The sequence below is a fragment of the Streptomyces sp. NPDC008079 genome (assembly GCF_042957385.1).
GTDB lineage: Bacteria > Actinomycetota > Actinomycetes > Streptomycetales > Streptomycetaceae > Actinacidiphila.
In genome coordinates, this window is the sequence record NZ_JBIBIC010000026.1 from 67,722 (window position 1) to 94,407 (window position 26,686).

Genomic DNA, 26,686 nt, shown 5'->3' on the forward strand with positions numbered 1-26,686 from the left:
CACCTTCTGCGCGGATTTCGGCAGTCGGAGTTATCCCGAAGGGCCAGACCGCCCGCTTCCCGTTATGCCGTGGACTTCGCGGTACGGGTCGCGCTCATGTCCGCCGGATACGTTCTGGTACTCGCCTTCGCACGGTCGCCGTTCGTCTCGCCCGGCGGTATCGCGTGGTTCGGCGGAATCACGCTTTTCGCACTGGCGTCCGTTTCCATGGTCGGGTCCTGGTTCCACGACGCGGTGCACGGAAATGTGCGCGGCGGCCGGTGGAGGTCGGAAGCCGTACTGCGTGCGGGGTCGGCGGCGATCGGCCTCGGGCCGCGCTGGTGGTTTCACAAGCACGTGCGGTTGCACCACCGGTACGTGGGAAATCCGGCGTTCGACCCGGACATCCAGTTCGGCTGGTTCGGGCGGGTGACCGCCGAGCAGCCGTGGCACGCCCTGCACCGCGCGCAGCACCTCTACATGTGGCTGCTGCTGCCGTTCTCCACGCTGAACATGCTCAAGCCGAGCGAGCTGTGGACGACACGGCAGGCGGTCGTCCGGCGGGTGGTCGGGCCCCGGGGGCGCGGCTGGCCGTGGTTTCTGCTGGCCGACAAGTACCTGCCGCACGCCGTTGTCTGGATTCCGGTCTTCCTGGTGCTGCCGACGCGCCGGGCACTGCTGACGTATCTGCTGTTCCACTTGATATCCGGGACCTTCGTCTCGCTGATCACCCAGGTGCAGCACAATACGGATCTGGCCGAATACGGTCCTTCCGTCGACGGAACGGAATCGCTTTCCGCTCAGCTCTCCCGGTCCACCGACGTGGGCGGCAGCCGGGGATTCTGGTACTGGCTCAGCGGCGGCACGACGTATCACTGCGTCCATCACCTCGCGCCCACGCTGACCTTTCCCGAACTCCCGGCGGCGACGGAACGTCTCGTCGCCCTGCTCGCCGGAACCGAAATGACGGTACGGACGCATCCGTCGATGTGGGCGGCCGTGAAATCGCACGGCCGGCTCATCCGGGCGCTTTCCGTGCCGGAGAGCGGCACGGGACAGAACTGCGCGGGAAAGAACTCCGCAGGACAGAACCCGGCACCGCAGGACACCGCTGGACACGGGGGGAAACTGTGACCGCACCGACCACCGGACCGATTCCCGCGCCGACCGCCGGAGGCGCCGGAGGCGCGGGGGGGCCGACCCCGGTCCCGCCCCCTGGCCCGCCTCCCACGCCCGTCCCGATCACCTCCGAAGCGCTGAACATCAAGCCCTTCCTCGTCGAGCCGATCCTCGTCTCGCGGCTGCTGAAGAAACGGTCCGTGACGCCGGGCCCCGCCGGCAGCCCCGAGGACGAGCGGTCGCCGTACGTCGTCGCGATCTGGGCGGTGCTCCTCGCCTGCCTGCTCGTGTCCTGGTCGGCGCTGATCATGAACTCGTTCTACCGGCCGCACTGGGACCTCAGCGTGCTCTCGGACGTGTGGTCGTTCCTGTCCCGGCGTGAGAGCGCGGACCCGGACGCGAACGCCGTACCGTTCCTGCGCGACTACCCCTCCTGCATCCTGACCTTCTCGATCGCCTGGTCCGTCCCGCTGGTCTACGGCATCTTCCGCAGCCTCCAGACCCTCCACGAGAGCCTGGACAAGTCCGGCTGCATCCGCTGCGACGACCAGGCGCGCGCCCACCTGAAGTCGGCCGTGGACGACCTCAACGCCAAATACGCCAAGCACGGCAAATACTCCTGGCTGGTGCTGCTCGGCATCGTCGCCGTCGTCACCGGCATCAACCTCCGCCTCCAGGGCCACCTCTTCCACTTCCTGGGCTCCGACGCGCTGTACGACCAGTGGTGGGGGCGGGCCGCGCCGGTCACCTTCGGCGGTGTGGTGTGGATCTTCATGGGCACGGTCGGGATGTACATGGCGTACGCGGAGGGCGTCGTCGGCATCCACTACGTCAAATTCCTCAAGCAGTTGAAGAACGAGTACAAATTCGGCACCAACCCGCTCAACCCCGACAACTTCTACGGCTGGGCGAAGCTGCGGCAGGCGGTGTCCAACCTCCAGGGCGGACTCACCTGCACCTTCGCGACGTCCTTCGCCATGTTCTTCTTCCTCCAGCCGGCCATCGGCACCTATCCGACGCTGTTGTGCCTGGCGGCTTTCGTGGGCATGGTGCTCTATGTGTTCATCGGCTCGATGACGCACATCAGGCGGCAGGTGCGGGTCGACCGCAAGGAGCAGATCGACCAGATCATCGCCGCCATGCCGGACCCCGACTCGACCGATCCGTCCGCGGGGGTGCGCTACCTGGTGGCGCTGCAACGCCTGCGCGACGTACAGAAGTTGCCGTCCATGCCGATCCGCAACGGCCTGCTGTTCGCGGGCGCGTTGTCCGTCCTCGCGCCGACGGTCGCCATCGCCGTCCAGGTCATCAAGCTCATCAAGCCGTAGCCGTAGCCGTAGCCGTAGCCGCTGGCCGTGGTCGCCATCCCCGCGATCACCGTACTCACCGTAGTCAAGGAGCCCCGATGCTTTCGGTCGCTGTTCAAGGTGGCGCGATGCGGTCCATCTACGCGCTGGGGGTCGTCCGCGGCATGGTCGACCTCGGCATCCACAGCAAGGTGGGTTCCGTGCACTCCTCCAGCGCCGGGTGCGTGGCCGGGGCGGTGCTCGCCGGGCAGGCGCGGGCCGACGACGCGCCGGACCTCACCGGGCTGGTGAAGACGTTCCTGGACGACCTCAGCGGCCGGAACTTCATCGACAGCAGGCGCGTGACGAAGATGGTCGACGTCGACCTGCTCGTCTCCGTCATCCGCGAGCAGACCGGGCTCTCGGTGGCCAGCCTGACCAAGCACGCGCTGACCTTCGAGGTCGCCGTCACCAACGCGGTCACGTCCATCGCCGAGTACTTCGACCTCGGCCGGTGCACCTCGGACGCCGAACTCTTCGAGGTGCTGCGGGCCACCATGGCCATCCCGGTGCTCTACCACCGGCGGGTCCGGCTGCGGTCCCAGACGTACGTGGACGGCGGCATCTCCGACCCGCTGCCGCTGCTGCGCGCGCTGGCGCGCAATCCGAGCGCCGTCATCGCCGTCTCCACGGTCGGCGCGGGCTCGCTCGGCCACCACCTCAGCGGCAAGGAGGCGCTGGTCATCCGTACCGCACCCGGCATATCCGCCCCGGTGCGCGGCCTGATGCTCGCCTACAACCCGCTGGCGCGGGTCTCCGAACAGATCATGGTCCAGGGCTCGTTCGGGTCCGTCCCGATCCACCGCGTCACCCCGTCCGACCCGGACGTCCTGACCAGCCGGACGGAGACCGACCGCAGACGGCTGCTGCGGGCCGAGGAGTTGGGGTACGCCGACGCCCTGGCGGCGCTGTCCGACTGCGAGTTCGAGGACTTCTCGGAGGCAGGGGCGGGCTAGGGCCTGTCCGGCGGACCCTAGAGCCGCTGGGCGGCCTCGGTCGCCCAGTACGTGAGGATCATGTTCGCGCCCGCCCGGCGGATGGACGTCAGCGTCTCCATGATCGCGCGGTCGCGGTCGATCCAGCCGTTCGCGGCGGCGGCCTCGACCATCGCGTACTCACCGGAGATCTGGTACGCGGCGACGGGCACGTTCACCTCGTCGGCGACGCGGCGCAGCACGTCCAGGTAGGGCAGGGCGGGCTTGACCATCACCATGTCGGCGCCCTCCTCCAGGTCCAGCGCCAGCTCGCGCATCGCCTCACGGAGGTTGGCCGGGTCCTGCTGATACGTCTTGCGGTCGCCCTTGAGCGAGGAGTTGACGGCCTCGCGGAAGGGGCCGTAGAAGGCGGAGGCGTACTTCGCGGTGTACGCGAGGATCGCCACGTCCTGCTTGCCGATCTCGTCCAACGCGTCGCGTACGACGCCGACCTGACCGTCCATCATGCCGGAGGGGCCGACCACGTGGACGCCCGCGTCGGCCTGGACCTGGGCCATCTCGGCGTAGCGCTCCAGCGTGGCGTCGTTGTCGACGCGGCCCTCGGCGTCGAGCACGCCGCAGTGACCGTGGTCGGTGTACTCGTCCAGACACAGGTCGGACATCACCACGAGCGCGTCGCCGACCTCGGACACGACGTCGCGGATGCCGAGTTGGAGTATGCCGTCGGGCTCGGTGCCCTGGCTGCCGACCGCGTCCTTCACCTCGGGCACGCCGAAGAGCATGATGCCGCCGACCCCGGCCGCCGCCGCTTCCGCCGCCGCCTTGCGCAGCGAGTCGCGGGTGTGCTGGACGACGCCGGGCATGGAGGAGATCTCCTGCGGCGCGCTGATGCCCTCGCGGACGAACATCGGCAGGATCAGCTCCGCCGGGGACAGCCGGGTCTCGGCGACCATGCGGCGCATCGCCGGGGTCGTCCGCAGACGTCGCGGGCGCGCGCCCGGAAACTCGCCGTATTGGCTGCTCATGGCTGCGCCGCCTTCCCGTGGGTCCGAACCCGTGGAGATCGAGGCACCCTCACGATCGAGGGCTCTCTCCCACGGTACGCCCGCTCCCGGTGTGCTTTTCCCGACGCCCAGTCGGCTCCGCAAAGGCCCGCGGCAATGCGGAGGAGAAGAAGATCCGTTCGCTTCCGCGCCGCGCAATTCGTCGGCCGCCGCCGTATCCGCGGAAAGGCGGCCACCGGAAATTCGGGCGTTGCCGACGGGCCATCGGTGTCGCGGCCCAGGGGGCGTCGCAACCTGGTGCATGCGCCTTGCCGATGCGGGCCGGGCTCACCCGCAGAAGAGGCGCGCCTCCGGGCAGCGGTGCGAGGGGCGGGCGTAGCCGCGCGAGGCGAGGTCGTCGTAGAGCTTGGTGCCCATCGAGCGCGGGTCGCCCGCGCCGGGCGAGCAGAGGACGACCGGGTACGGGCCGCGGGGCACGAGAAATCCCCGGTGGGCAATTGCCGACCGGGGATCGCCACGCGTATATTGGTTTCTTCTGCGCGCATTCAGCGCACATGGGAAAGGCCCCGATCACGGGGCCAACAAGAAGAACCATATCCGACGGGGAGCCGTTTTGTCAAATCGGGAAAGCGTCGAATTGCGGGAAGAGCAGGAATTCATCGACCGCGTCCACGCGCGGGTCGACGCGCTGCGCGGTGTCGCGGCGCAGGGCGTCGAGGACGCGCTGACGCCGGTCGGCACCGGCCTCCAGGCGCGGCTCGAACGCGACATCCGGGTCGCGGAGCGCTCCGGCCTGCTCGCGGCGCTGAACGCGGTCGACGGTTCGCTGTGCTTCGGCCGCGTCGACCGCTCCGACGGTGCCACGCACCACATCGGCCGGATCGGCATCCGCGAGGACGACGCCGACCGTACGCCGCTGCTCATCGACTGGCGCGCGCCCGTCGCCCGCCCCTTCTACCTCGCCACCGGGCACACCCCGATGGGCCTGCGGCGCCGCCGCCACATCGCCAGCGAGGGCCGCACCGTCACCGAGCTGCACGACGAGATCCTGGACCTGGCCGACGGCGAACGCACCGGCTTCGAGGACCCCAACGGCGACAGCGTGCTGCTCGCGGCGCTCAACTCCGCGCGCACCGGCCGGATGGGCGACATCGTGCGGACCATCCAGGCCGAGCAGGACACCATCATCCGCGCCCCGCACCGGGGCGTCCTGGTCGTGGAGGGCGGCCCCGGCACCGGCAAGACCGCCGTCGCCCTGCACCGGGCCGCGTTCCTGCTGTACGAGCAGCGCGAACTGCTCTCCAAGCGCGCGGTGTTGATCGTCGGCCCCAACCCGGCGTTCCTGCGCTACATCGAAGAGGTGCTGCCCGCGCTCGGCGAGACCGGCGTCCTGCTCGCCACCCAGGCCGAACTCTTCCCCGGCGTCCACGCCACCGGCACCGACACGCCGCGCGCCGCCGCCGTCAAGGGCGGCGAGGAGATGGCCGAGGCGCTGGCGACGGCCGTCCGCGACCGGCAGCAACTGCCCGAGCCCGGCGCCCCGTTGATCATCCGGCACGACGACGGCGACCTCATCCTCGACTGGGAGATCGCGTACGAGGCCCGGCAGGCGGCCCGCGACACCCTGCTGCCGCACAACCTCGGCCGCCCGCACTTCGTCTTCCGCGTGATCGACGCGCTGACCGCGCAGCTCGCCGAGCGGATCGGCGCCGACCCGTACGGCGGGCCCAACTTCCTCGGGCCCGACGACATCGCGCTGCTCGGCCGGGCCATCGCGGCGAGCAAGGAAGTCCACGCCGCCGTCGACGAGTTGTGGCCGCCGCTGACCCCCGAGGCGTTCCTGGCCGACTATCTGGCCGCGCCGGTGTACCTGCCCGCCGAGGACGCCGACGCGATCCGGCGCCCGCGCCCCGACAACCCCCTCGACGCCCCGTGGACGCCCGCGGACGTCCCCCTGCTGGACGAGGCCGCCGAACTCCTCGGCGTGGACGACAGCGCCCGGCTGGCGGCCGAGGAGGCCGTACGCCAGGAGCGGATCGCCTACGCGCAGGGCGTGCTGGAGCTGTCGCGGGGCTCGGAGTCGTACGAGTTCGAGGACGAGGAGTCCGAGGTCCTGGCCGCGCACGACATCATCGACGCCGAGCGGATGGCGGAGCGGCACGAGGAGGACGACCACCGCAGCGCGGCCGAACGCGCCGCCGCCGACCGCACCTGGGCGTTCGGGCACATCATCGTGGACGAGGCGCAGGACCTGTCGCCGATGGGGTGGCGGCTGCTGATGCGCCGCACCCCGACGCGTTCGCTGACGCTGGTCGGCGACCCGGCGCAGACGTCGGAGGCGGCGGGCGTCGGCTCGTGGGAGAACATCCTGCGGCCGTACGTCGGGGACCGCTTCGAGCACGTCACGCTGAAGGTCAACTACCGTACGCCCGCCGAGATCATGGAGCTGGCGGCCAGGGTCGTACGGGCGCAGGACCCGCGGTACGTCCTGCCGGTGTCGGTGCGGTCGACCGGCGAGCGGCCGTGGACGCGGGACGCGGGCGGGGATCTGGCGGGGACGGTCGCCAAGGCCGCCGCGGAGCTGACGCCGCTGCCGGGGCAGGGCCGCCTGGCGGTGATCGCGCCGCGCGAGCTGCACGAGGAGATCGCCGCCGCGCTGGACGGTGTCACGGCGGGCGAAGCGCCCGACCTGACCCGGCCGTTGGTGCTGCTGGCCCCGCGCCAGGCCAAGGGCCTTGAGTTCGACCATGTGCTGGTCGTGGAGCCCGCCCGGTTCGGATCGAGCGACCTGTATGTGGCGCTCACCCGCGCCACGCAGCGCCTGGGCGTCGTCCACCGGGAGCAACTGCCCCCGGCGCTGCGGTAGTCGTGGGCCCGTGGGGCCCACCAGGTCCTCGACGCGGGCCCTGGGTCCGGGCCCTGGGTCTGGGCTCTGGACGCGGGCCTCAGATCCGGGCCCTGGACGCGGGCCTCAGATCCGGGCCTCAGACCCAGGCCCTAGACGCGGGCCCTTCTGCGCGAGCCGGGACGGCGCTCGCTGGGACGGGTCACCGGGTCGCCCGCCTCCTCGGCCGCGACCCGGCGGGCCGTACCGAAGTCGGCGAGGGCCTGCGCGAGGGCGAGCACGGACGGCTCGGGCGACATGACGTCCACCCGCAGCCCGTGCTCCTCCGCCGTCTTGGCGGTGGCGGGCCCGATGCAGGCGATCACGGTGACATTGTGCGGCTTGCCCGCGATACCGACGAGATTGCGCACGGTCGAGGACGAGGTGAACAGCACCGCGTCGAATCCGCCGCCCTTGATGGCCTCACGGGTGTCGGCGGGCGGCGGCGAGGCGCGCACGGTCCGGTAGGCCGTCACGTCGTCCACCTCCCAGCCCAGCTCGACCAGTCCGGCCACCAGCGTCTCGGTGGCGATGTCGGCGCGCGGCAGGAAGACGCGGTCGATCGGGTCGAAGACCGGGTCGTACGGCGGCCAGTCCTCCAGCAGCCCGGCCGCGGACTGCTCGCCGCTGGGCACCAGGTCCGGCTTGACGCCGAACTCCACCAGCGACTGGGCGGTCTGCTCGCCGACCGCGGCGACCTTGATACCGGCGAAGGCCCGCGCGTCGAGCCCGTACTCCTCGAACTTCTCGCGCACCGCCTTGACGGCGTTCACCGACGTGAAGGCGATCCACTCGTAGCGTCCGGTCACCAGGCCCTTGACGGCCCGCTCCATCTGCTGCGGGGTGCGCGGCGGTTCGACCGCGATGGTCGGCACCTCGTGCGGCACGGCGCCGTACGAGCGGAGTTGGTCGGACAGCGACGCCGCCTGCTCCTTCGTGCGCGGCACCAGGACCCGCCAGCCGAACAGCGGCTTGGTCTCGAACCACGACAAGTGCTGGCGCTGGGCGGTGCGTTCGCCGACGACGGCTATCGCGGCGATCGGTCCCTCGGGCGTCGGCAACGCCTTGGTCGCCTTCAGCTCCGCGGCGATGGTGGCCAGCGTCGCGGTCCAGGTGCGCTGCCGGGTGGTGGTCCCGGCGACGGTCACCGACAGCGGGGTGTCGGGCTTGCGTCCGGCGGCGATGAGTTCCGCGGTGGCGATCGCGACGGTCTGGAGCGTGGTGGAGACCACCAGCGTCGCGTCGCTCGCGCCCACCTCGTTCCAACAGCGGTCGCCGGCGGTGGCCGCGTCCACGAAGCGCACGTCACTGCTCAAGTGCACGCCCGCGTAGGCGGGTACGCCGACGGCGGCGGCCACGCCGGGCACGACCTCGAAGGGGATGCCCGCGTGGGCACAGGCCAGCATCTCCTCGGCCGCGGACGAGTCGAGGCCGGGGTCGCCCGCGACCGCACGGACGACCCGCTTTCCGGTCCGCGCGGACGCCATGACAAGCTGGGTGGCAGCAGCCGAGACAGCGGAGATGTCCAACACCTCGCCGTCTGCGGCGGGTTGGGCCGTGCCCACGTCCGCGCGGGCGTGCGTGCGGACCACGTCGAGCACCGGCGCGTCGCCGACCAGCAGGTCGGCACGGGCCAGCGCCTCCACAGCGCGCAAGGTCAGCAGCCCGGGGTCTCCGGGCCCGGCACCGAGGAAGGTGACGTGGCCGGAAGAAGGTCGGTTGGAACCGGCGGTCCCGGCGGTGTTCGTCGTTGCAGCGACGGCGGCGGGGTTCAAAGTGCGCGCTCCCCCATAAGACCGGCCGCACCCTTGGCGAGCATCTCGACGGCCAACTCGCGCCCGAGGGCACGCGCTTCGTCGTCGGACGCCGGTACGGGGCCGGTGATGGACATCTGCACCAGTGAGGCGCCGTCGGTCGTGCCGACGACACCGCGCAGGCGCAGCTCGGTAGTCTGCCCGTCGGCCACGAGGTCGGCGAGCGCGCCCACAGGGGCGGAGCAGCCGGCTTCGAGGGCGGCGAGCAGGGATCGCTCGGCGGTCACGGCGACCCGGGTGAACGGGTCGTCGAGCTCGGCGAGCTGTGCGGCCAACTCCTGGTTGGAGGCGGCGCATTCGACCGCCAACGCTCCCTGGCCGGGAGCGGGCAGTACGGCGTCGGCAGCGATCAGCTCGCTCGCCTCCGCGAGCCTGCCGATACGGTTCAGCCCGGCGGCGGCCAGTACGACCGCGTCGAGCGTGCCGGAAGTAACGTACCCGATGCGGGTGTCAACATTGCCACGGATCGGCACCGTCTCCACGGCCCTGCCGTGTGACCGTGCCCACGCGTTGAGCTGCGCCATCCGTCGCGGGGAGCCCGTGCCGACCCGCGCTCCGTCGGGCAGCGTCTCGAACGTCAGGCCGTCGCGGGCCACGAGTGCGTCCCGCGGGTCCTCCCGTACCGGGATCGCCGCGAGCGTCAGGCCGTCCGCCGCCGCGGTGGGCAGGTCTTTGAGGCTGTGCACCGCGAAGTCGATCTCGCCGGCCAGGAGGGCGTCCCTCAGGGCCGACACGAAGACGCCGGTGCCGCCGATCTGGGCCAGATTCTCGCGCGAGACGTCGCCGTACGTGGTGATCTCGACCAACTCGACCGGGCGGCCGGTCAGTTCCGTCACCTGGGCGGCGACCATGCCCGACTGCGCCATCGCCAGCTTGCTCCGCCGGGTCCCCAGCCGAAGGGGCTGCGCCCCGTGCGAGGAGGGTGCCCCCTCGACGGCTTCCTCGCGCACGGAGGGTGCCCCCTCGGGGGCGTGGGGCACCGCGGCCTCAGCCGCGGCGGCGCCGCTCGTCTGCGCCGGGTCCAGCGGGGCACTGCCGGTTGTTCCCGGACCACCGGCCGTCACCGGCCGGCCGCGCAGTTCCCCGCGCCCCTGCGGGGCACGTCCAGCCGCGTCCGGCACCGCCTCAGACACCTCGCGCCCACCCGGCGGCAGCCGCACATCAGACACAGGCCCGCGCCCCTGCGGGGCACGTCCAGCCGCGTCCGGCACCGCCTCAGACACCTCGCGCCCACCCGGCGGCAGCCCCAGATCAGACACAGCCCCGGGCTCGTGCGGGGCACCCGTCTCGTTCATTCAGCGGCCTCGATTCGGTTCTGGGACGCCCAGGGTGGTGCGGGTCGGCGCGGAGCGGACGGCGGCTACGGCCTGCGGGTCGAGGTCGAAGAGCTCGCGCAGGGCGTCGGCGTAGCCCGCGCCGCCCGGTTCGCCCGCGAGCTGCTTGACCCGCACGGTGGGCGCGTGCAGGAGCTTGTCGACGACGCGGCGCACCGTCTGGGTGATCTCGGCGCGCTGCTTGTCGTCCAGATCGGGCAGCCTACCTTCGAGGCGGGAAAGTTCACCCGCCACGACGTCGGCGGCCATGGCGCGCAGCGCCACCACGGTGGGCGTGATGCGAGCGGCACGCTGAGCCGCGCCGAAGGCGGCGACCTCTTCGGAGACGATGCCGCGCACGGCGTCGACGTCGGCGGCCATGGGCGCGTCGGCGGACGCGGCGGCCAGCGACTCTATGTCGACCAGGTGCACGCCGAGCAGGGCGTGCGCGGCCGAGTCGATGTCGCGCGGCATGGCGAGGTCAAGCACGGCGAGGTCGGTGCCCGCCGGGCGCTCGGCGAGGGCGGCGCGCAGGTCGTCCGCGCTCAGCACCAGGCCGGTCGCGCCGGTGCAGGACACCACGACGTCGGCGGTGCGCAGCGCGGCGGACACCTCGGACATGGTGATCGCGCGGCTGTCGAGGGCGCCGTTGTCGGAGGCCAGGGTCGCCGCGAGGCGCTCGGCCCGGTCGACCGTGCGGTTGGCGATGGCCAGCTCGCGCACACCCGCGCGCGCGAGCGTGGCGGCGGCCAGGGAGGACATGGAGCCCGCGCCGACGACGAGGGCGCGGCGGCCGGCGAGCGGTCCCGTCGTCACGGCGAGCTGGTCCAGGCCGAAGGTGACCAGGGACTGGCCCGCCCGGTCTATCCCGGTCTCGGAGTGGGCGCGCTTGCCGACCCGCAGGGCCTGCTGGAACAGGTCGTTGAGCAGCCGCCCCGCGGTGTGCAGCTCCTGCCCCGCGGCCAGCGCGTCCTTGATCTGGCCGAGGATCTGGCCCTCGCCGACGACCATGGAGTCCAGCCCGCAGGCCACGGAGAGCAGGTGGTGGACGGCCCGGTCCTCGTAGTGCACGTACAGGTGCGGGGTCAGCTCTTCGAGGCCGACGCCGCTGTGCTGGGCGAGGAGCGTGGACAGTTCGGCGACCCCGGCGTGGAACTTGTCGACGTCCGCGTACAGCTCGATGCGGTTGCACGTCGAGAGCACCACCGCCTCGGCCGCGGGCTCCGCGGCGAGCGCGTCCTGGAGCAGCTTGGCGCGGGCGTCCCCGGTGAGCGCGGCCCTTTCCAGGACGCTCACGGGTGCGCTGCGGTGGCTGAGTCCGACGACGAGAACGCTCATGCGGGCATCACGGCGGGTACGTCACCGTCCGGGTCCTGGCGGTCCTCGCCCGCCTTGCGCTGCTCGTGGAAGGCGAGGATCTGCAGCTCGATGGAGAGGTCGACCTTGCGTACGTCGACGCCGTCCGGAACGGTCAGCACGGTCGGCGCGAAGTTGAGGATCGAGGTCACACCGGCGGCCACGAGGCGGTCGGTGACCTCCTGGGCGGCGCCGGCGGGCGTGGCGATGACGCCGATCGACACCTGGTTGTCGTCGACGATCGACTCCAGCTCGTCGATGTGGCGGACCGGGAGCCCGGCGACCAGACGGCCCGCGAGGGCGGGGTCGGCGTCCAGCAGCGCGGCGACCCGGAAGCCGCGGGAGGCGAACCCGCCGTAGTTGGCGAGCGCGGCGCCGAGGTTGCCGATACCGACGATGACGACCGGCCAGTCCTGCGTGAGGCCCAGCTCACGGCTGATCTGGTAGACGAGGTACTCGACGTCGTAGCCCACGCCACGGGTCCCGTAGGAGCCGAGGTAGGAGAAGTCCTTGCGCAGCTTGGCCGAGTTGACCCCGGCGGCGGCGGCGAGTTCCTCCGACGACACGGTGGGCACCGAGCGCTCGGAGAGTGCTGTCAGTGCCCGCAGGTACAGCGGAAGTCTGGCGACGGTGGCCTCGGGAATCCCTCGGCTGCGGGTCGCCGGTCGGTGAGATCGGCCAGTTGCCACGGTGCTCCTGCGGGTAGAGCTGGGCTGAAGACGACCACGGTCTTTGGGGCCGCCCCGTGGACAGCAGGCTATGTCTTTGTGAACGCGTGCACAAAGATGGTGTCCGATTTGCCCGGCGGACGTGACCGGCATCACGCGCTCCCATTACGGACATTGGGCACCATTCGCCGTGCGGAATCGTTGCTGCGGCGCTTCCAGAGTGCGTCAACGACCCCCGGTAGGCCAGTGGCCTGCGGCCATTCCACCGCGGCGGCCTGCGCCAGCCGCTCGTCCAGAACGGCGGATTCCGCAAATTCGACCGATTCCGCACCCCGAACGTAGTGCGAGAACAGCTCAGCCGTCGCACGGGCGTCACCCAGCGCGGTGTGCGCGTGCCACTCCGTGACGCCCGCTGCCTCGGCGCAGTCGCGCAGTGACAGTCCGTGCGGAGCGGGCAAGCGGGCGGCGGCCATCCGCATCGTGCAAAGTTCTGGTATAGACGGCAGCCGCACCCCGACGCGGGCGTACTCGGCGGCCAGGAACGAGCGGTCGCACCCCACGTTGTGCCCCACGAGCACCCGGCCGCGCAGCAGGCTCAGCAGCCGGGCCGCGATGCCGTCGAACGAGGGCGCCCCGCCGAGGTCGCCGCCCTCGATGCCGTGGATGTGCGTCGGGCCGACCGGACCGTGCGGATCGACGAGCGTCGTGAACTCGCCCTGCGGAGTCAGGTCCTTGTCCAGCAGTACGACCGCCAGCTCCACCACCCGGTGCCGCCGCGACGACGAACCGGTCGCCTCGACGTCGACCACGGCAAAGCCGTACGCCGAAGCCTGGCTCGGAGCCGAGAGCACGCGGTCACACTCCTCACGCATCGCCCCCGGCCGTACAAAACGACCTCGATCGTAATCGAATGTGCGCGAGTGCGAGTAACGCCCGCATATCGCCTGTGACACAGGTGCAGTACGGCCGCACGGAGGGTCACGGGTGACAGGTGGTGCGACCCGGCGCCGTACGGGGGCCCGGACCGTCCGGCGCACAATGGCCCGTATGACGAACGACGACACCGCGGCGGCCGTGCGCACGGTCACGCTCATCGGCAAGCCCGGCTGCCACCTGTGCGACGACGCGCGCACCGTGATCGAGAAGGTGGCGGGCGAGACCGGCGCGGCCGTGGAGGAACGGGACATCACCCGGGACGAGGCGCTGTACGCGCGGTACTGGGAGCAGATCCCCGTCGTCCTCATCGACGGCGAGCAGCACACGTTCTGGCGCGTGGACGAGAAGCGGCTGCGCGCGGCGCTCACCGCGGGCTGACCCGGCCGGGACCCGCAGCCGGTCACTGTCCGGTCGTGTGGCGTTCACGCCCCCGCATCGTGCGCGAACAGGGCTTGACGCGCCGGGTGGTTATGCTCGCGGTATGGCCGCACGCAGATGGCTCACCCCCCGTAGGCAGGCCGGCACCGAGCGCAGTGTGCTGGCAGGCGAGGCCGCGGCACTGGCCGCGGAGACCGCCCTGGCCACCAAGACCCGGCCGCGGGACGCGGTTTCCGCCGGGCCGGAGGAAACCGTCACGTCCGCGAGATCCGCGGCGTCCGCGAAATCCGCCAGGACGGGGAAGCCGGACGAGCCCGCGGAACCTGAGTTCCCGGCGCACGACCAGCCCCGCGCGGCGGCCTTCTTCGACCTCGACAACACCGTGATGCAGGGCGCCGCGATATTCCACTTCGGCCGCGGCCTGTACAAGCGGAAGTTCTTCGACACCCGCGACCTGCTGCGCTTCGCCTGGCAGCAGACGTACTTCCGCATGGCGGGCAACGAGGACCCCGAGCACATGCGGGACGTGCGCGAGAGCGCGCTGTCCATCATCAAGGGGCACCGCGTCGAGGAACTGATGTCCATCGGCGAGGAGATCTACGACGAGTACATGGCGGGCAAGATCTGGCCCGGCACCCGCGCGCTCGCCCAGGCCCACCTGGACGCCGGGCAGCGCGTCTGGCTGGTGACCGCCGCACCCGTCGAGACCGCCACGATCATCGCCCGCCGCCTCGGCCTGACCGGCGCGCTCGGCACGGTCGCCGAGTCGATCGACGGCGTCTACACCGGGCACCTGGTCGGCGAGCCGCTGCACGGACCCGCGAAAGCCGAGGCCGTACGCGCCCTGGCCGCCGCCGAGGACCTGGACCTGTCGCTGTGCGCCGCGTACAGCGACTCCTCCAACGACATCCCGATACTGTCCCTGGTCGGCCACCCCTACGCCATCAACCCCGACAGCAGGCTGCGCAAGCACGCCCGCGCCGAGGGCTGGCGGCTGCGCGACTACCGCACCGGGCGCAAGGCCGCCAAGATCGGCATCCCCGCCGCGGCCGGGATGGGCGCGGTGGCGGGCGGCGCCCTGGCCGCCGTCGCGATCAGCCGCCGCCGGCACTCCTGACGCAGCCGTCACGGGACGCCTGTGACCCCCGTGACGCCGCGGATCCGCCGCGCCGCGGGGCGTCCGAAGTGGCGGGAGCGACACGCGTGAACACGACCACAACACGCTCTCTCCGCGACCATTTCACGAGCAGAAGTGGTCAACTAAGGGCGCCTGTTCGATAATTGCTCGATCACCATTCCGCTTAGGAAGTGGCGGAAACGGCGATTTGAGCAACTCGGTGTAGCGTCGCCTGTACGAAGCGTTATTCTCCTCAGACGCATTCCGGTACCCACACGTCGCCACGACGAGTGAACGGTCCCGTACTGCACGTGATGGAAGTTCTGCCTCTGGGAGTCCCGTGTACCCACACGACGGGGTTGACACCTCTGGCCTGGCTGCGTTGCGCGCACTGGTGGTTGACCGCCTGATGCGCACAGTCCCCACGTACGCCGTGCCCGCCTTCGCCACGTCCGGTCCCACCGTCCCCGGCCACGCTTACGCGCTGGCCGAAGTCAGCACAGCCGCAGGCAGACGCACCCGCAGCAGCTCCACCAGCACCACCGGCGCGGGCAACGGCTCCGGCGGCGGTCAGTCGACCGCCACGACCACCGCCCGCCGCCCGGCCTCCGACACCGACAGCGGCCGGATGATGGACCTGGTCGAAAGGGCCCAGGAAGGCGAGACCGAAGCCTTCGGACGGCTCTACGACCACTACTCCGACACCGTCTACCGCTACATCTATTACCGCGTCGGCAGCAAAGCCACGGCCGAGGATCTGACGAGTGAGACGTTCCTGCGCGCCCTGCGCAGAATCGGTACCTTCACCTGGCAGGGCCGTGACTTCGGCGCGTGGCTGGTCACGATCGCCCGCAATCTGGTCGCCGACCACTTCAAATCGAGCCGGTTCCGGTTGGAAGTGACCACCGGTGAAATGCTCGACGCGAACGAGGTCGAGCGCAGCCCCGAGGACTCCGTTCTGGAGTCGCTGTCGAACGAGGCGCTGCTCCAGGCCGTGCGCAAGCTCAATCCGCAGCAGCAGGAGTGCGTGACGCTGCGGTTTCTCCAAGGTCTCTCGGTGGCCGAGACCGCCCGCATCATGGGCAAGAACGAGGGGGCGATCAAGACCCTCCAGTACCGGGCGGTCCGCACCCTGGCCAGGCTGCTACCGGAAGACGCCCGGTGAGTCCGCGTTGTCCCGTACCCCGGCAGGCCGTCATTCGGCCTATCAGTCCGATCATCAGAGCCGACCCGATCATCAGACCTGCGTAACCCAACTGGCCCGGCACTCGTTGCATCACATGCAGACATATCTGTGCCGCGCGCTGCCTGTTGCTGTTCACTCGATCGGGTGGACGGCAGCCGGGAACGCAACCTTCCGGGCGGCATGGGGAGTCGAGTGTGGATGACGAGAGGAGGTGCCGCCCGTGATCGGACAGGCAACGGCACACCGCCGGGCGAACGCCTTCGCCCAGGCCCTTGAGGACGCTGCTGTCCTCGACGAGACCACCGGCGAGCGCGGTGGCGGCGGTGCCGGACCGGCGAGCGGGCAGCACGGCAGCCATGCCGCGGCCCGGCACGCGGATCCCGAACAGGACTCGCTGCTGTCGCTCGCCGCGGCCATCGGCGACCGGCCGGCGCCCGTACTGGACGCCGAGAAGAAGACCGTCCAGCGCGCGCAGCTCATCGCCGCGATGGAACAGGCCATCGCCGACGGCAGTTTCGAGGTCACCGGCCGGGTTCCCGAGCAGCGCTCGGAGGGCACCGGCGGACACGGGGCCCACCGGCTGCGCAAGCTCACCCCGCGCTCCCGGCTGTCCCGGCGGCTCGCGGTCGGCGGCCTGTCCGTCGGCGTCGCCGCCGGTGCCTTCGGCGGAGTCGCGGCGGCCAGTACGAACGCGCTGCCAGGTGACACCCTCTACGGCCTCAAGCGGGGCATGGAGGACCTGAAGCTCGACATGGCGGGCAGTGACGCCTCCCGCGGCAAGGTCTACCTCGACATGGCCTCCACGCGCATGCAGGAGGCCCGGCGGCTCATGGACCGGCAGCGCGGCGGACAGCTCGACGACGAGTCCGTCGGCGATGTGCGCAAGGCGCTGTCCGGCATGCGGCAGGAGGCCGCCGAGGGACACCGGCTGCTCACCCAGGCGTACGCGAAGGACGGCTCGCTCCAGCCGATGGCGCTGCTCAACACCTTCGCCGCGTCGCACCGGCAGAGCTGGACCGAGATGCGGGGCAAGCTGCCCAGCCAGCTCACCGATGTCTCCGACCAGGTCTCGTCGGTCTTCGCCGCCATAGACGATGACGTCAAGCCGCTCGAATCCGTGCTCCCCAAGCCGAAGGACGACAGCTCCTCCGGCTCCCGGGGCCACCGGCGTTCCGGCGGCGGAAGCGACGACGGTACGGGCAGCGGTACGGGCTCCGGCTCCGGCACGCCGTCCGCGCCCGCGTCCGGGGACAGCAAGTCCGGGCAGGCGCCGAGCGGCAACCCGTCGGCGTCGCCCACCACCCCGCAGCACGAGGGCCTGATCGGCGGCCCGCTGCTCCCGCCCCCGCCGAACAGCACTCCCGGCAGCGGCAACGGCGCCACGGACACCCCGTCCACCTCCGCCACCCCGCCCCACTCCGTCACCCTCCCCCCGCTCCTGCCCGGTCTCCTCCCCGGCCTCGGCCTCGGCGTGGACGACTCGAACGACTAGCACCACCGCACACCCAAGGGCGGCCGGCTCCCCGCGAGGAGAACCGGCCGCCCTTTCACGTTCAGAAGAACACCGCCCGCCGCGTGGCGGGGCCGCCCTCAGAAGAAGACGGACCGCCTGTCCACCAGCAGCTTGTACAGGGTGTGCTGGATCGTCTCGCGGACCTGGTCGGTCAGGTTGAAGACGAGCATGGGGTCCTCCGCCGCCTCGGGCGGGTAGGCGTCGGTGAGGATGGGCTCGCCGAACTGGATCGTCCACTTGGTGGGGAGGGGGACGAGCCCGAGCGGCCCCAGCCAGGGGAAGGTGGGGGTGAGGGGGAAGTACGGGACGCCGAGCACGCGCGCGAGGGTGCGGGAGTTGCCGACCATCGGATAGATCTCCTCGGCGCCGACCACCGAGCACGGAATGATCGGCACCTTCGTCTTCAGCGCCGTCGCGACGAATCCGCCGCGCCCGAACCGCTGGAGCTTGTACCGCTCCGAGAACGGCTTGCCGAGTCCCTTGAAGCCCTCCGGCATGACCCCGACGACCTCACCGCGCTCCAGCAAGACCTCGGCGTCCTCCGCGCACGCCAGCGTGTGCCCGGCCTTGCGGGCGAATTCGTTGACCACCGGCAGCATGAAGACCAGGTCGGCGGCGAGCAGCCGCAAGTGCCGTCCCGCCGGGTGGTGGTCGTGCACGGCGACCTGCGTCATGAGGCCGTCGACCGGCAGCGTCCCGGAGTGGTTGGAGACCACCAGCGCCCCGCCCTCGGCGGGGATGTTCTCGATGCCCTTCACCTCGACCCGGAAGTACGTGTCGAAGAACGGCCGCAGCACCGACATCAGCACCTGCTCGGTCAACTCGGCGTCGTAGCCGAATTCGTCGACCTCGTACTCGCCGGTGACCCGGCGCCGCAGGAACGACAGGCCGGAGGCGACCTTCCGCTCCCAGTCCCCGCCGAGCAGCCGGTCGGCGACCCCGCCGAGCGCGGCGGCCAGCCCCGGCCCCTCGTCCCCCGCGGCGGAACCGGAACCGGAAGCGGACCCTGAGGCGGACCCGAAAGCGGACCCGGAACCGGAACCCGTACGCGCCCCCGTGGCGGATTCCGCTTCGGTCCCGCCGCCGCTTGCCTGCGCGGGGACCGCTGCGCCCGTACCGCCCGGGTCTGAGCCCGCCTCGGCCGTCTCCTGGGTCTCCGGCACCTCGGGCACCGCCGCCAGCGGCTGCGTGCCCGGCCCGCCCGCGCCGGACGACCCGGCGCCGTCCTTCTTCCTGGCGCCCGCGGACCGGCCGCCGCGCGACCGGCCGGAACCCGAGCCGGACCCCGGACCCGAGCCGGAACCCGAGCCCGTACGCCGCGCCCGCGAATCGTCGCCGAACGGGATCACCTTGGCGTCTGCCATGGTTCGACTCCTTCTGCCTGGTGCGGTCACGCGTGGTCGGCGTCGGTGGCGTCCGCGGCGTCGGGCGCCAGCGCCGCCGCGGCGAGCCGGTCGACGGCGCGCGCCATCCGGTCCGGCGGCAGCAGCCCGGGCCCGCGGCTGCGCGCGAAGTCGGCGAACGTCTCGGCCGTCGTGTACGCCGGCACGAAACCGAGCGTCTCACGCATCTGCCGGGTGTCCACCACCCTGCCGTGCGTCAACAGCCGAATCTGTTCGCGCGAGAAGTCGGTGACGCCCGCGGCCTTCAGCGTCCGCCCGATCCAGGTGACCGCGGGCAGCAGCACCGGCACGGTCGGCTTGCCGAGCCGCCGCGCGGTCTGCGACAGCAGCAGCACCCCGTCGCCCGCGATGTTGAACGTCCCGCTGTTGAGGGTCCCGCGCCGCGCGTCGAGCGCGGCCAGTACCAGCACCTCGTTCACGTCGTCCTCGTGGACGAACTGCAACCGGGGGTCGTAGCCGAGGACGGTGGGCAGCACGGGCAGCGCGAAGAACTCCGCGAGCGGGGTGTCGGCGTGCGCGCCGAGGATGTTCGCGAACCGCAGCACCGCGACCGCGACGTCCGGGCGGCGGCGCGCGAAGCCCCGTACGTACCCCTCGACCTCGACGGCGTCCTTCGCGAAGCCGCCGCTCGGCAGCGACTTGGCGGGCATCGTCTCGGTGAAGACGGCCGGGTCGCGCGGCGCGGCGCCGTAGACGCTGGTGGTGGACTTCACGACCAGGCGCCGTACGGTCGGGGCCTTCTGGCAGGCGCCCAGGAGCTGCATCGTGCCGATGACGTTGGTCTCCTTGACCTGCGTCCGGCCGCCGGAGCCCATCGTGGTGGTGGCGCTGACGTCCAGGTGCACGACGGTGTCGACCGACGTCTGCGCGAGGACCTTGGCGATCATGGGCTGCCGGATGTCGGCGCGGACGAACTCCGCGGCGCCCAGATCGTGCTCGGGCGGTACGGCGTCGACCGCGATCACCCGGTCGACCTCCGGCTCCCGCAGGACGCGGCGGACGAAACGGCCGCCGATCGGTCGCGCGACTCCGGTGACGAGCACCACCTTGCCCACGGTTCAGCGCCTTCCTACGGGGTTGTACGCACCGTACCCGTTCGTTGTTGCGCCGCAGTGACGGCCCGCTGTGCGGGCCGCCGACGTCACGCCGCTGCCCCCTCAGTCACACCTGCCCCGGAAACGCCACTGCCCCCTCCGCCGCCTACGGGCGGTGGAGGGGGCAGGAAGAGCGGCGTACTGCGTCGAGCCCGCTTACTTCTTGTTGCGACGCTGAACGCGCGTCCGCTTCAGCAGCTTGCGGTGCTTCTTCTTGGCCATACGCTTACGCCGCTTCTTGATGACAGAGCCCACGACTACCCTCGCTTCGTTTTCACTCGGTGCGGGGCGTCCGAGCCCACACGACCTACGTCGGCCAAGCCTACCCGCCCGAGGCGGACGAGCATAAACCGAGCCCCACGCAGGCGGTCAGCGGCCCTCGGCGGGCGAGATCAGGCAGATTCCCCCACCCCCACCCCCACATAGGACTCACGCAGGTAGTCGTGGACGGCCTGCTCCGGAACCCGGAAAGACCTCCCCACCCGGATCGCCGGCAGATGACCGCTGTGCACCAGCCGGTACACCGTCATCTTGGACACGCGCATGACCGCGGCAACTTCGGCCACGGTAAGGAACACGACCTCGTTGAGAGGCCTGGTTTCGCTTGAAGCCATGACACACCTGAACTTTCCGCACCTGACGGCCACCGGCTTCCCCTCCGGCGACTCCAACAGTCAAGTGCGCTCCCCCTCAGATTAGGGGCGCATGATGCAAGTGGGGAAGAGGAGTTGCCAATAGTTGATTACTGTGACAGCCACGCCCGATGGAGTACGTAGCGGGTAAGCGGCCGGTAGTAATCGGACCGCACGGTGTCGTCCAGCGGTACCGCGACCGACACCCTGCCCTCCGCTTCCGCGACGAACACCGCGGGGTCGTCGGAGTCCGCGAGACCGATCGCCTCGATGCCCAACTGCCCTGCCCCGCATACGAATCCGTGGTCCCCGACCACCAGCCGCGGCAGCACTCCGCCCTGCTCCGCGGCAGCCGCGAGGGCCGCTCTGACGGGCAGCGGGGAGTGCGTATGAGCACCCGGTTCGCCCGCCCCCGCACCCTCCTGCGAACCCTCCGCACCAGGCACGGGGCGCACCACGGCGACACCTCCCACGTACCAAAGATTGTGACGCCGTACCCCGAACTGTGTCGGCATATCGACGTAGCCGCCGTACGCAGGGGTGAGAATCACACATCCCGCCGCCGACAGCGCGGCGGCCAAAGAGGCGTAGAAGCCCAACAGCCGATGAGGGTGGCCCGTCCCCAGCAGAACGGGGATACGATCCTGCGCCGCCCTGCCAAGACGCTCGGCGAAGGCGTCCAGCGCCGCCACCGTGCAGTCCGGGTCGATCGTGTCCTGCCCCGAGGTGTCCGCCGGGTCCGGCGACACACCGCAGCGGTCGGCCATCAGCCGCAGCAACTCCGCCGTGCCCCACTCCCCTTCCGGATCCAGCCCCAGCGTCTGGCGCGGATCCCGCGCCGCGAAGAGCCGGTAACTGTGCAGACTTTTCTCCCTCGGGGTCGAGACCCGTCCCGCCAGCCCGGCCGCCACCAGATGCGCGCGCAGCGCGCCGACACTCAGCACCCCTTGATCGTCCCGACTCCCTCCGCCCGCCGGGTACGAAACCGCCAAAAACACCCCGTGCGGGTGACCCGCGCCGAGTGCGCTCCGGACGTAGAAGACCTACGCCACACGCGTACGCGTCCCGCTGTAACGGGTTACCGAACAACGCGGTGACGGCGTGTGCGAAATTGGGGGATTCCGTGGAGAAGGAGCGCCACGCTCGCCGGAAAAGGGGACAACGCGCTACGGCGTGCCGCCGGACAGGCCCTACGGCAGCAGGCCGTGGAGCGGGAAGACCGCGCGGCGGGTGGCGATCACGGCCTGGTCGAGCCGGTCCGCCGGGTCGTAACCGGAGTCGGCGAAGTCCGCCCAGTGCGGATCACGGCCGTCCGTCATCCGCAGCGGCCCCTGCTGCCGGGTCCGGGCGTAGACCTCGTGCCGCCACTCCTCGGGAACCGGCGTCTTCGGCGCCACCGGCGCGCCCGCCGCGATCCCCACCAGATGCGTCCACGTACGCGGCACCACATCGGCCACCGCGTAACCCCCGCCGCCCAGCGCGACCCAGCGGCCCTCCGCGTGGTCGTGCGCCAGCGCGTGACACGCCTCCGCGACCAGCCGCTGCGCGTCCAGCGACACCGCCAGATGCGCCAGCGGGTCCTCGAAGTGGGTGTCCGCGCCGTGCTGCGAGACGACCACCTGCGGCCGGAACGCCGCCACCAGCTCGGGCACCACCGCGTGGAAGGCCCGCAGCCAGCCCGCGTCACCCGTCCCCGCGGGAAGCGCCACATTGACCGCGCCGCCCTCCGCGGACGGCCCGCCCGTCTCCTCCGGCCACCCCGTCTGCGGGAACAGCGTCCGCGGATGCTCGTGCAGCGAGATCGTCAGCACCCGCGGGTCGTCCCAGAACGCCGTCTGCACACCGTCGCCGTGGTGTACGTCCACGTCCACGTACACCACCCGCTCCGCGCCCAGCTCCAGCAGCCGGGCCACCGCGAGCGCCGCGTCGTTGTAGACGCAGAAACCCGCCGCCGCGCCCGGCATCGCGTGGTGCAGCCCGCCCGCGAAGTTCACCGCGTGCAGCACATCGCCCTGCCACACCGCCTCGGCCGCGCCCACCGACTGCCCCGCGATCAGCGCGGACGCCTCGTGCATCCCCGCGAACGCCGGATTGTCCTCGGTACCGAGCCCGTACGACAGATCCGCCGCGGCCGGATCGGCGGACGCCGCCCGCACCGCCGCCACGTAATCCGCCCGGTGCACCAGCGCCAGCGTCGAGTCGCCGGCCGCGGGCGCCGCCACCACCGACAGCTCCCGGTCGAGCCCGAAGGCCCGCACCAACCCGCGCGTGAGCGACAGCCGCACCGGGTCCATCGGGTGGCCCGGACCGAAGTCGTACTTGGTTACCCGCTCATCCCACATCAACTGTGCTCGGCCGCTCATGGCCGACACCGTACCCGGCGGGCCCGGCCTCGAAGGACTTGGCGTACAACAGCGTGGCCCCCACCAGCACCATCGGCACGAGCATCGCCCCGCGGTAGCTCCACACATCGCCCAGCGCGCCCACCAGCGGCGAGCCGACCAGGAAACCCACGTAGTTGAAGATGTTCAGCCGCGCGATGGCCGAGTCCGAGGCACCGGGGAACATCCGCCCGGCCGCCGCGAACGTCTGCGGCACGATCACGCACAGCCCGAGCCCCAGCAGCGTGAAGCCCAGCATGCCCACCCACGCCCCCGGCGCCACCGCCACCACCGCGAAGCCCGCCATCGCCAGCACCGTCCCCAGCCGGACGACGGACGCGGCACCGTACCGCCGCACCCCGAAGTCACCCACCGAACGGCCGATCAGCGTCGTCACCATGTAGACGGCGTACGGCACGGTGGAGAGCTGCTCCGAGCTGTGCAAGGTGTCCTGGAGGTACTTCGCGCTCCAGTTGGAGACCGTCGAGTCACCGATGTACGCGAAGGCCATCACCAGACAGAGCGGCATCAGCAGCCGCATCACGACGGCCTGCTTCTCGCCCCCCAGCTCGGTGACGGACGGCTGCTCCTGGTCGGCGTACCAGCGGCTCGCCACCAGCGTCAGCGGGATCAGCAGCGCCACCACCGGCCCGTACAGCGCCACCAGCGAGATGTGCCAGTGCGCCCCCGACCACGCCAGACACGCCCCGACGATCCCGCCCAGGCTGTACGAGGCGTGGAAGCCGAGCATGATGCTGCGGCCGTAGGTGTGCTGGAGGCTCACCCCGAGCATGTTCATCGACGCGTCCAGACCGCCGACGCACACCCCGAACAGCGCCAGCGTCACCGCCGCCATCCACAACTGGTCGCCCGCGCCGAGCAGCAGCAGGACCAGGGCCACCACCGGCTGCACCCAGCGCAGCACCGCACTCGGCCTGATCCGCTTCACGACGTACTCGGTCGCCACGCTGCCCAGGCCCGCGAGGATCGGCACCGCCGCCAGGAACACCGGCAGCAGCCCGTCGCTGATGCCGTACCGGTCCTGGATCGCCGGAATCCGGGTGACCAGCAGCGCGAACAGCGCGCCCTGCGCGAAGAAGCTGATCGCGAGCGCGGCCCGCCCGTGCCGCAGCCGGTCGTCCGGCTGCCGGTACTTCACGGGGGCGGCGGGCCCCCCGGGGGCGCTCTGCGCGGCTTCGTCCATGAGCGAGCAGCGTAAACGCGGAAGCTACGGATGAGTAGGTGGCGGGGGTCACAATTGTGATCAACCCGCGCCGGACGGCTCCCCGGACCGCTCCCGCTCACCTCAGCAGCAGGTCGGGCAGCCCTTCCATCGCACCGAACAGGGCCGTCGCGTCGGCCACCTTCTCCGCCGGGGTCATCGCCGTGAACGCGTACACGTCCATCCCCGCCGCGACCGCCGCCCGCACCCCCAACGGACTGTCCTCGACCACCGCGCACCGCTCGGGGGCCACCCCCATCACGGCCGCCGCGTGCAGGAACAGATCCGGCGCCGGCTTCCCCCGCCCCACGTCCTGCGACGAGAAGATCCGCTCCTCCCCGAACCGCTCGTACAGCCCGGTCCTGCGCAGCGCCACCCTGATCCGCTCATGGCTCCCCGACGACGCCAGGCAGTACGGCACCCCCTCCGCCACCAGCCGGTCCAGCACCCCGGCCGCCCCCGCCACCGGCTCCAGCTCCCGCTCGAAGGCCGCGAAGACCCGCGCGTGCAGCTCCTCGTCGAACCCCTCGGGCAGCCGCCGCCCCGACCGCTCCCACACCACGTCGTGCACCCGGTGCACCGCCGCGCCCATGTAGTCCCGGATCGAGTCCTCATACGTCGTCGGATGCCCCACCTCCGTCAGGTGCCCGGCGAGAATCCGGTTGGATATCGGCTCGCTGTCCACAAGGACGCCGTCGTTGTCGAAGATGACCAGGTCATACCGCATACGGCCACTGTAGTTGGGGGCACGCATCCGGTAGCGTACGGGCCATGTCGAGCCCCGAGGCATCCAAGGCGGGGGCTTTCGGTCACGCCGTCAGCCCCCTGAACCACTGAGTTCGCAGCTCCCTTTCACCGTCCGCCTTTTTCGCACGCTCCTTTTGCGCGGCCTTTCGCGGCCCTCCGCGCTTTGAGCGGCCCTCCGGGCTTTCGTGGCCCTCCGGGCTTTCGTGCGACTCTTCGCGCGGCCATGGCTGGACGGCTGCCGCACCCCGGGTGCTGACCGCGGTGACGAGACGACGTTTTCACGTTTCCTCTCGTGCATCTCCTCACCTCGGAGCCTTTCCCGATGCCTCTCCGTCTCCCTGTTCCGCTGTACCTGCTCGCCATGGCCGTCTTCGCCATGGGCACCTCCGAATTCATGCTGGCCGGCCTCCTGCCGGACATCGCCGCCGACCTCGACGTGACGGTCGGCACCGCGGGCACGCTCACCTCGGCCTTCGCGATCGGCATGGTCGTCGGCGCCCCGCTGATGGCCGCCCTCGCCCGCGCCTGGCCCGCCCGCAGCAGCCTGCTCGCCTTCGTCGTCGCCTTCGCGGCGGCGCACGCCGCGGGCGCCGTCACCGGCAGCTTCCCGGTCCTGTTCGCCACCCGGATCGTCGCCGCGCTCGCGAACGCGGGCTTCCTCGCCGTCGCCCTCACCACCGCCGTCACCCTCGTGTCCCCCGACCGCAAGGGGCGCGCGCTGGCCGTACTGCTCTCCGGGACGACAGTGGCCACGGTCGCCGGGGTGCCCGCGGGCGCGGTGCTCGGCACCCTGCTGGGATGGCGGGCCACCTTCTGGGCGGTCGCCGCGCTCTGCCTGCCCGCCGCCGCCGGAATCCTCAAGGGCGTTCCGGCCCGGCCGTCGGCCCGTACGTCCAAGGCCGGACCCGGCCTGCGCACCGAGCTGGCACTGCTCACGTCCCCCCGCCTGATGACGAGTCTGCTGCTCGGCGCCCTGGTGAACGCGGCCACCTTCGCGAGCTTCACCTTCCTCGCACCGGTCGTCACCGACACCGCGGGCCTCGGCCGCCTGTGGATCCCGGTGGCCCTGATGCTCTTCGGCGCCGGCTCCTTCGCCGGAGTCACCCTCGCGGGCCGCCTCGCCGACCACCGCCCCGGCCTGGTCCTCACCACCGCGGGCCCCCTGCTGCTCCTCGGCTGGCTCGCCCTGGCCCTCCTGGCCGCGCAGCCGGCCGCCCTGCTCCCCCTCGTCTTCCTCCAGGGCGCCCTGTCCTTCCTCCTCGGCGGCACCCTGATCACCCGCGTCCTCTACGAAGCAGCCGCCGCCCCCACCATGTCCGGCTCATACGCCACCGCCGCCCTCAACCTCGGCGCGGCCCTCGGTCCCCTGACCGCCGCCGCCACCCTCCGCACAAGCGCCGGCCCCCTCGCCCCCTTCTGGACCAGCGCCCTCCTCGTCCTCCTCGCTCTCCCGCTCCTCCTGTCCTCGACGCCCGGCTGATAGGCGGACTCGAAAACCGGTTTTCCGGTGGGTGGCGGAGAACGCAAAAGAGGCCCGGCGTCGGATCCTAAGATCCGAGGCCGGGCCTCTTCCATAAAAATTGTTCGGCGGTGTCCTACTCTCCCACAGGGTCCCCCCTGCAGTACCATCGGCGCTGAAAGGCTTAGCTTCCGGGTTCG

At 71.3% G+C, this 26,686-nt stretch carries 24 protein-coding genes and 1 rRNA gene; 9 read left to right on the forward strand and 16 right to left on the reverse strand.

From position 1 onward, the window contains the following. Positions 1–69 precede the first annotated feature (69 nt). The 3 genes from ACFZAM_RS34825 to ACFZAM_RS34835 all read left to right on the forward strand — a co-directional run bounded on the left by ACFZAM_RS34825 (position 70) and on the right by ACFZAM_RS34835 (position 3,400). Positions 70–1,113, forward strand: a complete 1,044-nt coding sequence (locus ACFZAM_RS34825) for a fatty acid desaturase (RefSeq protein WP_391052038.1) — start codon at positions 70–72, stop codon at positions 1,111–1,113. Next, a complete protein-coding gene (locus ACFZAM_RS34830; protein ID WP_391052041.1) occupies positions 1,110–2,426 on the forward strand; it encodes a hypothetical protein in 1,317 nt (438 codons plus the stop codon). The genes ACFZAM_RS34825 and ACFZAM_RS34830 overlap by 4 nt, the downstream gene beginning before the upstream one ends. 77 nt (positions 2,427–2,503) lie before the next feature. Further along, complete coding sequence (locus ACFZAM_RS34835; protein WP_391052044.1) at positions 2,504–3,400, forward strand: patatin-like phospholipase family protein; 897 nt, start codon at positions 2,504–2,506, stop codon at positions 3,398–3,400. Positions 3,401–3,417: 17 nt separating this feature from the next. Here ACFZAM_RS34835 and hemB read toward each other — a convergent pair whose 3' ends face one another. Beyond that, a complete protein-coding gene (gene hemB, locus ACFZAM_RS34840; RefSeq protein ID WP_391052047.1) occupies positions 3,418–4,404 on the reverse strand; it encodes a porphobilinogen synthase in 987 nt (328 codons plus the stop codon). Positions 4,405–4,710: 306 nt separating this feature from the next. Beyond that, positions 4,711–4,860 (reverse strand): hypothetical protein, encoded by a 150-nt coding sequence (locus ACFZAM_RS34845; RefSeq protein WP_391052049.1) that lies wholly within the window; start codon positions 4,858–4,860, stop codon positions 4,711–4,713. A 160-nt stretch (positions 4,861–5,020) separates the two neighbouring features. On the opposite strand from ACFZAM_RS34845, the gene ACFZAM_RS34850 reads away from it, so the two are divergent. Beyond that, a complete protein-coding gene (locus ACFZAM_RS34850) occupies positions 5,021–7,249 on the forward strand; it encodes an AAA family ATPase (protein ID WP_391052087.1) in 2,229 nt (742 codons plus the stop codon). A 131-nt stretch (positions 7,250–7,380) separates the two neighbouring features. Here the strand turns inward: ACFZAM_RS34850 and ACFZAM_RS34855 are convergent, their stop codons facing one another. The 5 genes from ACFZAM_RS34855 to ACFZAM_RS34875 all read right to left on the reverse strand — a co-directional run bounded on the left by ACFZAM_RS34855 (position 7,381) and on the right by ACFZAM_RS34875 (position 13,269). Beyond that, positions 7,381–9,042: a bifunctional uroporphyrinogen-III C-methyltransferase/uroporphyrinogen-III synthase gene (locus ACFZAM_RS34855; RefSeq protein WP_355340670.1), complete on the reverse strand. Its 1,662-nt coding sequence runs from the start codon at positions 9,040–9,042 to the stop codon at positions 7,381–7,383. Then, on the reverse strand, positions 9,039–10,031 hold the full coding sequence (hemC, locus tag ACFZAM_RS34860) for a hydroxymethylbilane synthase (RefSeq protein WP_355340673.1): 993 nt from the start codon (positions 10,029–10,031) through the stop codon (positions 9,039–9,041). Before hemC ends, ACFZAM_RS34855 begins: the two co-directional genes overlap by 4 nt. A gap of 345 nt (positions 10,032–10,376) precedes the next feature. Then, the gene (locus ACFZAM_RS34865) at positions 10,377–11,732 is read right to left on the reverse strand and encodes a glutamyl-tRNA reductase (protein WP_355340676.1); all 1,356 of its coding nucleotides are present in this window, start codon (positions 11,730–11,732) and stop codon (positions 10,377–10,379) included. Next, positions 11,729–12,439, reverse strand: a complete 711-nt coding sequence (locus tag ACFZAM_RS34870; protein ID WP_188281706.1) for a redox-sensing transcriptional repressor Rex — start codon at positions 12,437–12,439, stop codon at positions 11,729–11,731. Before ACFZAM_RS34870 ends, ACFZAM_RS34865 begins: the two co-directional genes overlap by 4 nt. Positions 12,440–12,570: 131 nt before the next feature. Then, positions 12,571–13,269, reverse strand: coding sequence for an exonuclease domain-containing protein (locus ACFZAM_RS34875; RefSeq protein ID WP_391052055.1), 699 nt, complete (start codon positions 13,267–13,269; stop codon positions 12,571–12,573). 196 nt (positions 13,270–13,465) lie between these two features. Between ACFZAM_RS34875 and ACFZAM_RS34880 the strand changes: the two genes are divergently transcribed. From ACFZAM_RS34880 to ACFZAM_RS34895, 4 genes are all read left to right on the forward strand, one after another. Further along, the gene (locus ACFZAM_RS34880; protein WP_355340682.1) at positions 13,466–13,732 is read left to right on the forward strand and encodes a glutaredoxin family protein; all 267 of its coding nucleotides are present in this window, start codon (positions 13,466–13,468) and stop codon (positions 13,730–13,732) included. Positions 13,733–13,835: 103 nt separating this feature from the next. Continuing rightward, on the forward strand, positions 13,836–14,849 hold the full coding sequence (locus tag ACFZAM_RS34885) for an HAD-IB family hydrolase (RefSeq protein WP_355340685.1): 1,014 nt from the start codon (positions 13,836–13,838) through the stop codon (positions 14,847–14,849). A 340-nt stretch (positions 14,850–15,189) separates the two neighbouring features. After that, positions 15,190–16,014: an ECF subfamily RNA polymerase sigma factor, BldN family gene (locus tag ACFZAM_RS34890; protein ID WP_391052059.1), complete on the forward strand. Its 825-nt coding sequence runs from the start codon at positions 15,190–15,192 to the stop codon at positions 16,012–16,014. A gap of 241 nt (positions 16,015–16,255) precedes the next feature. After that, a complete protein-coding gene (locus ACFZAM_RS34895) occupies positions 16,256–17,527 on the forward strand; it encodes a DUF5667 domain-containing protein (protein ID WP_391052062.1) in 1,272 nt (423 codons plus the stop codon). Between the two features lie 98 nt (positions 17,528–17,625). Here the strand turns inward: ACFZAM_RS34895 and ACFZAM_RS34900 are convergent, their stop codons facing one another. The 8 genes from ACFZAM_RS34900 to ACFZAM_RS34935 form a co-directional block, all read right to left on the reverse strand. Further along, the gene (locus ACFZAM_RS34900; RefSeq protein ID WP_391052065.1) at positions 17,626–18,912 is read right to left on the reverse strand and encodes a 1-acyl-sn-glycerol-3-phosphate acyltransferase; all 1,287 of its coding nucleotides are present in this window, start codon (positions 18,910–18,912) and stop codon (positions 17,626–17,628) included. Positions 18,913–18,938: 26 nt separating this feature from the next. Next, positions 18,939–20,006 (reverse strand): NAD-dependent epimerase/dehydratase family protein, encoded by a 1,068-nt coding sequence (locus ACFZAM_RS34905; RefSeq protein WP_355340696.1) that lies wholly within the window; start codon positions 20,004–20,006, stop codon positions 18,939–18,941. 195 nt (positions 20,007–20,201) lie between these two features. Then, on the reverse strand, positions 20,202–20,300 hold the full coding sequence (locus ACFZAM_RS34910) for a 30S ribosomal protein bS22 (protein ID WP_003948845.1): 99 nt from the start codon (positions 20,298–20,300) through the stop codon (positions 20,202–20,204). 137 nt (positions 20,301–20,437) lie between these two features. Further along, positions 20,438–20,659, reverse strand: a complete 222-nt coding sequence (locus ACFZAM_RS34915; protein ID WP_188281714.1) for a helix-turn-helix domain-containing protein — start codon at positions 20,657–20,659, stop codon at positions 20,438–20,440. Between the two features lie 128 nt (positions 20,660–20,787). Beyond that, a complete protein-coding gene (locus tag ACFZAM_RS34920; RefSeq protein ID WP_391052069.1) occupies positions 20,788–21,621 on the reverse strand; it encodes a phosphatase in 834 nt (277 codons plus the stop codon). A gap of 246 nt (positions 21,622–21,867) precedes the next feature. Beyond that, positions 21,868–23,040 (reverse strand): acetoin utilization protein AcuC, encoded by a 1,173-nt coding sequence (locus ACFZAM_RS34925; protein WP_355340703.1) that lies wholly within the window; start codon positions 23,038–23,040, stop codon positions 21,868–21,870. Next, positions 23,009–24,190, reverse strand: a complete 1,182-nt coding sequence (locus ACFZAM_RS34930) for an MFS transporter (RefSeq protein ID WP_355340745.1) — start codon at positions 24,188–24,190, stop codon at positions 23,009–23,011. Before ACFZAM_RS34930 ends, ACFZAM_RS34925 begins: the two co-directional genes overlap by 32 nt. Before the next feature lie 169 nt (positions 24,191–24,359). Further along, the gene (locus tag ACFZAM_RS34935) at positions 24,360–25,007 is read right to left on the reverse strand and encodes an HAD family hydrolase (protein WP_355340706.1); all 648 of its coding nucleotides are present in this window, start codon (positions 25,005–25,007) and stop codon (positions 24,360–24,362) included. A gap of 342 nt (positions 25,008–25,349) precedes the next feature. Here ACFZAM_RS34935 and ACFZAM_RS34940 point away from each other — a divergent pair, with 342 nt between their 5' ends. After that, on the forward strand, positions 25,350–26,507 hold the full coding sequence (locus ACFZAM_RS34940) for a Cmx/CmrA family chloramphenicol efflux MFS transporter (RefSeq protein ID WP_391052073.1): 1,158 nt from the start codon (positions 25,350–25,352) through the stop codon (positions 26,505–26,507). Positions 26,508–26,609: 102 nt separating this feature from the next. Here ACFZAM_RS34940 and rrf read toward each other — a convergent pair. After that, positions 26,610–26,686 (reverse strand): 5S ribosomal RNA (gene rrf, locus ACFZAM_RS34945); the annotation flags it as partial.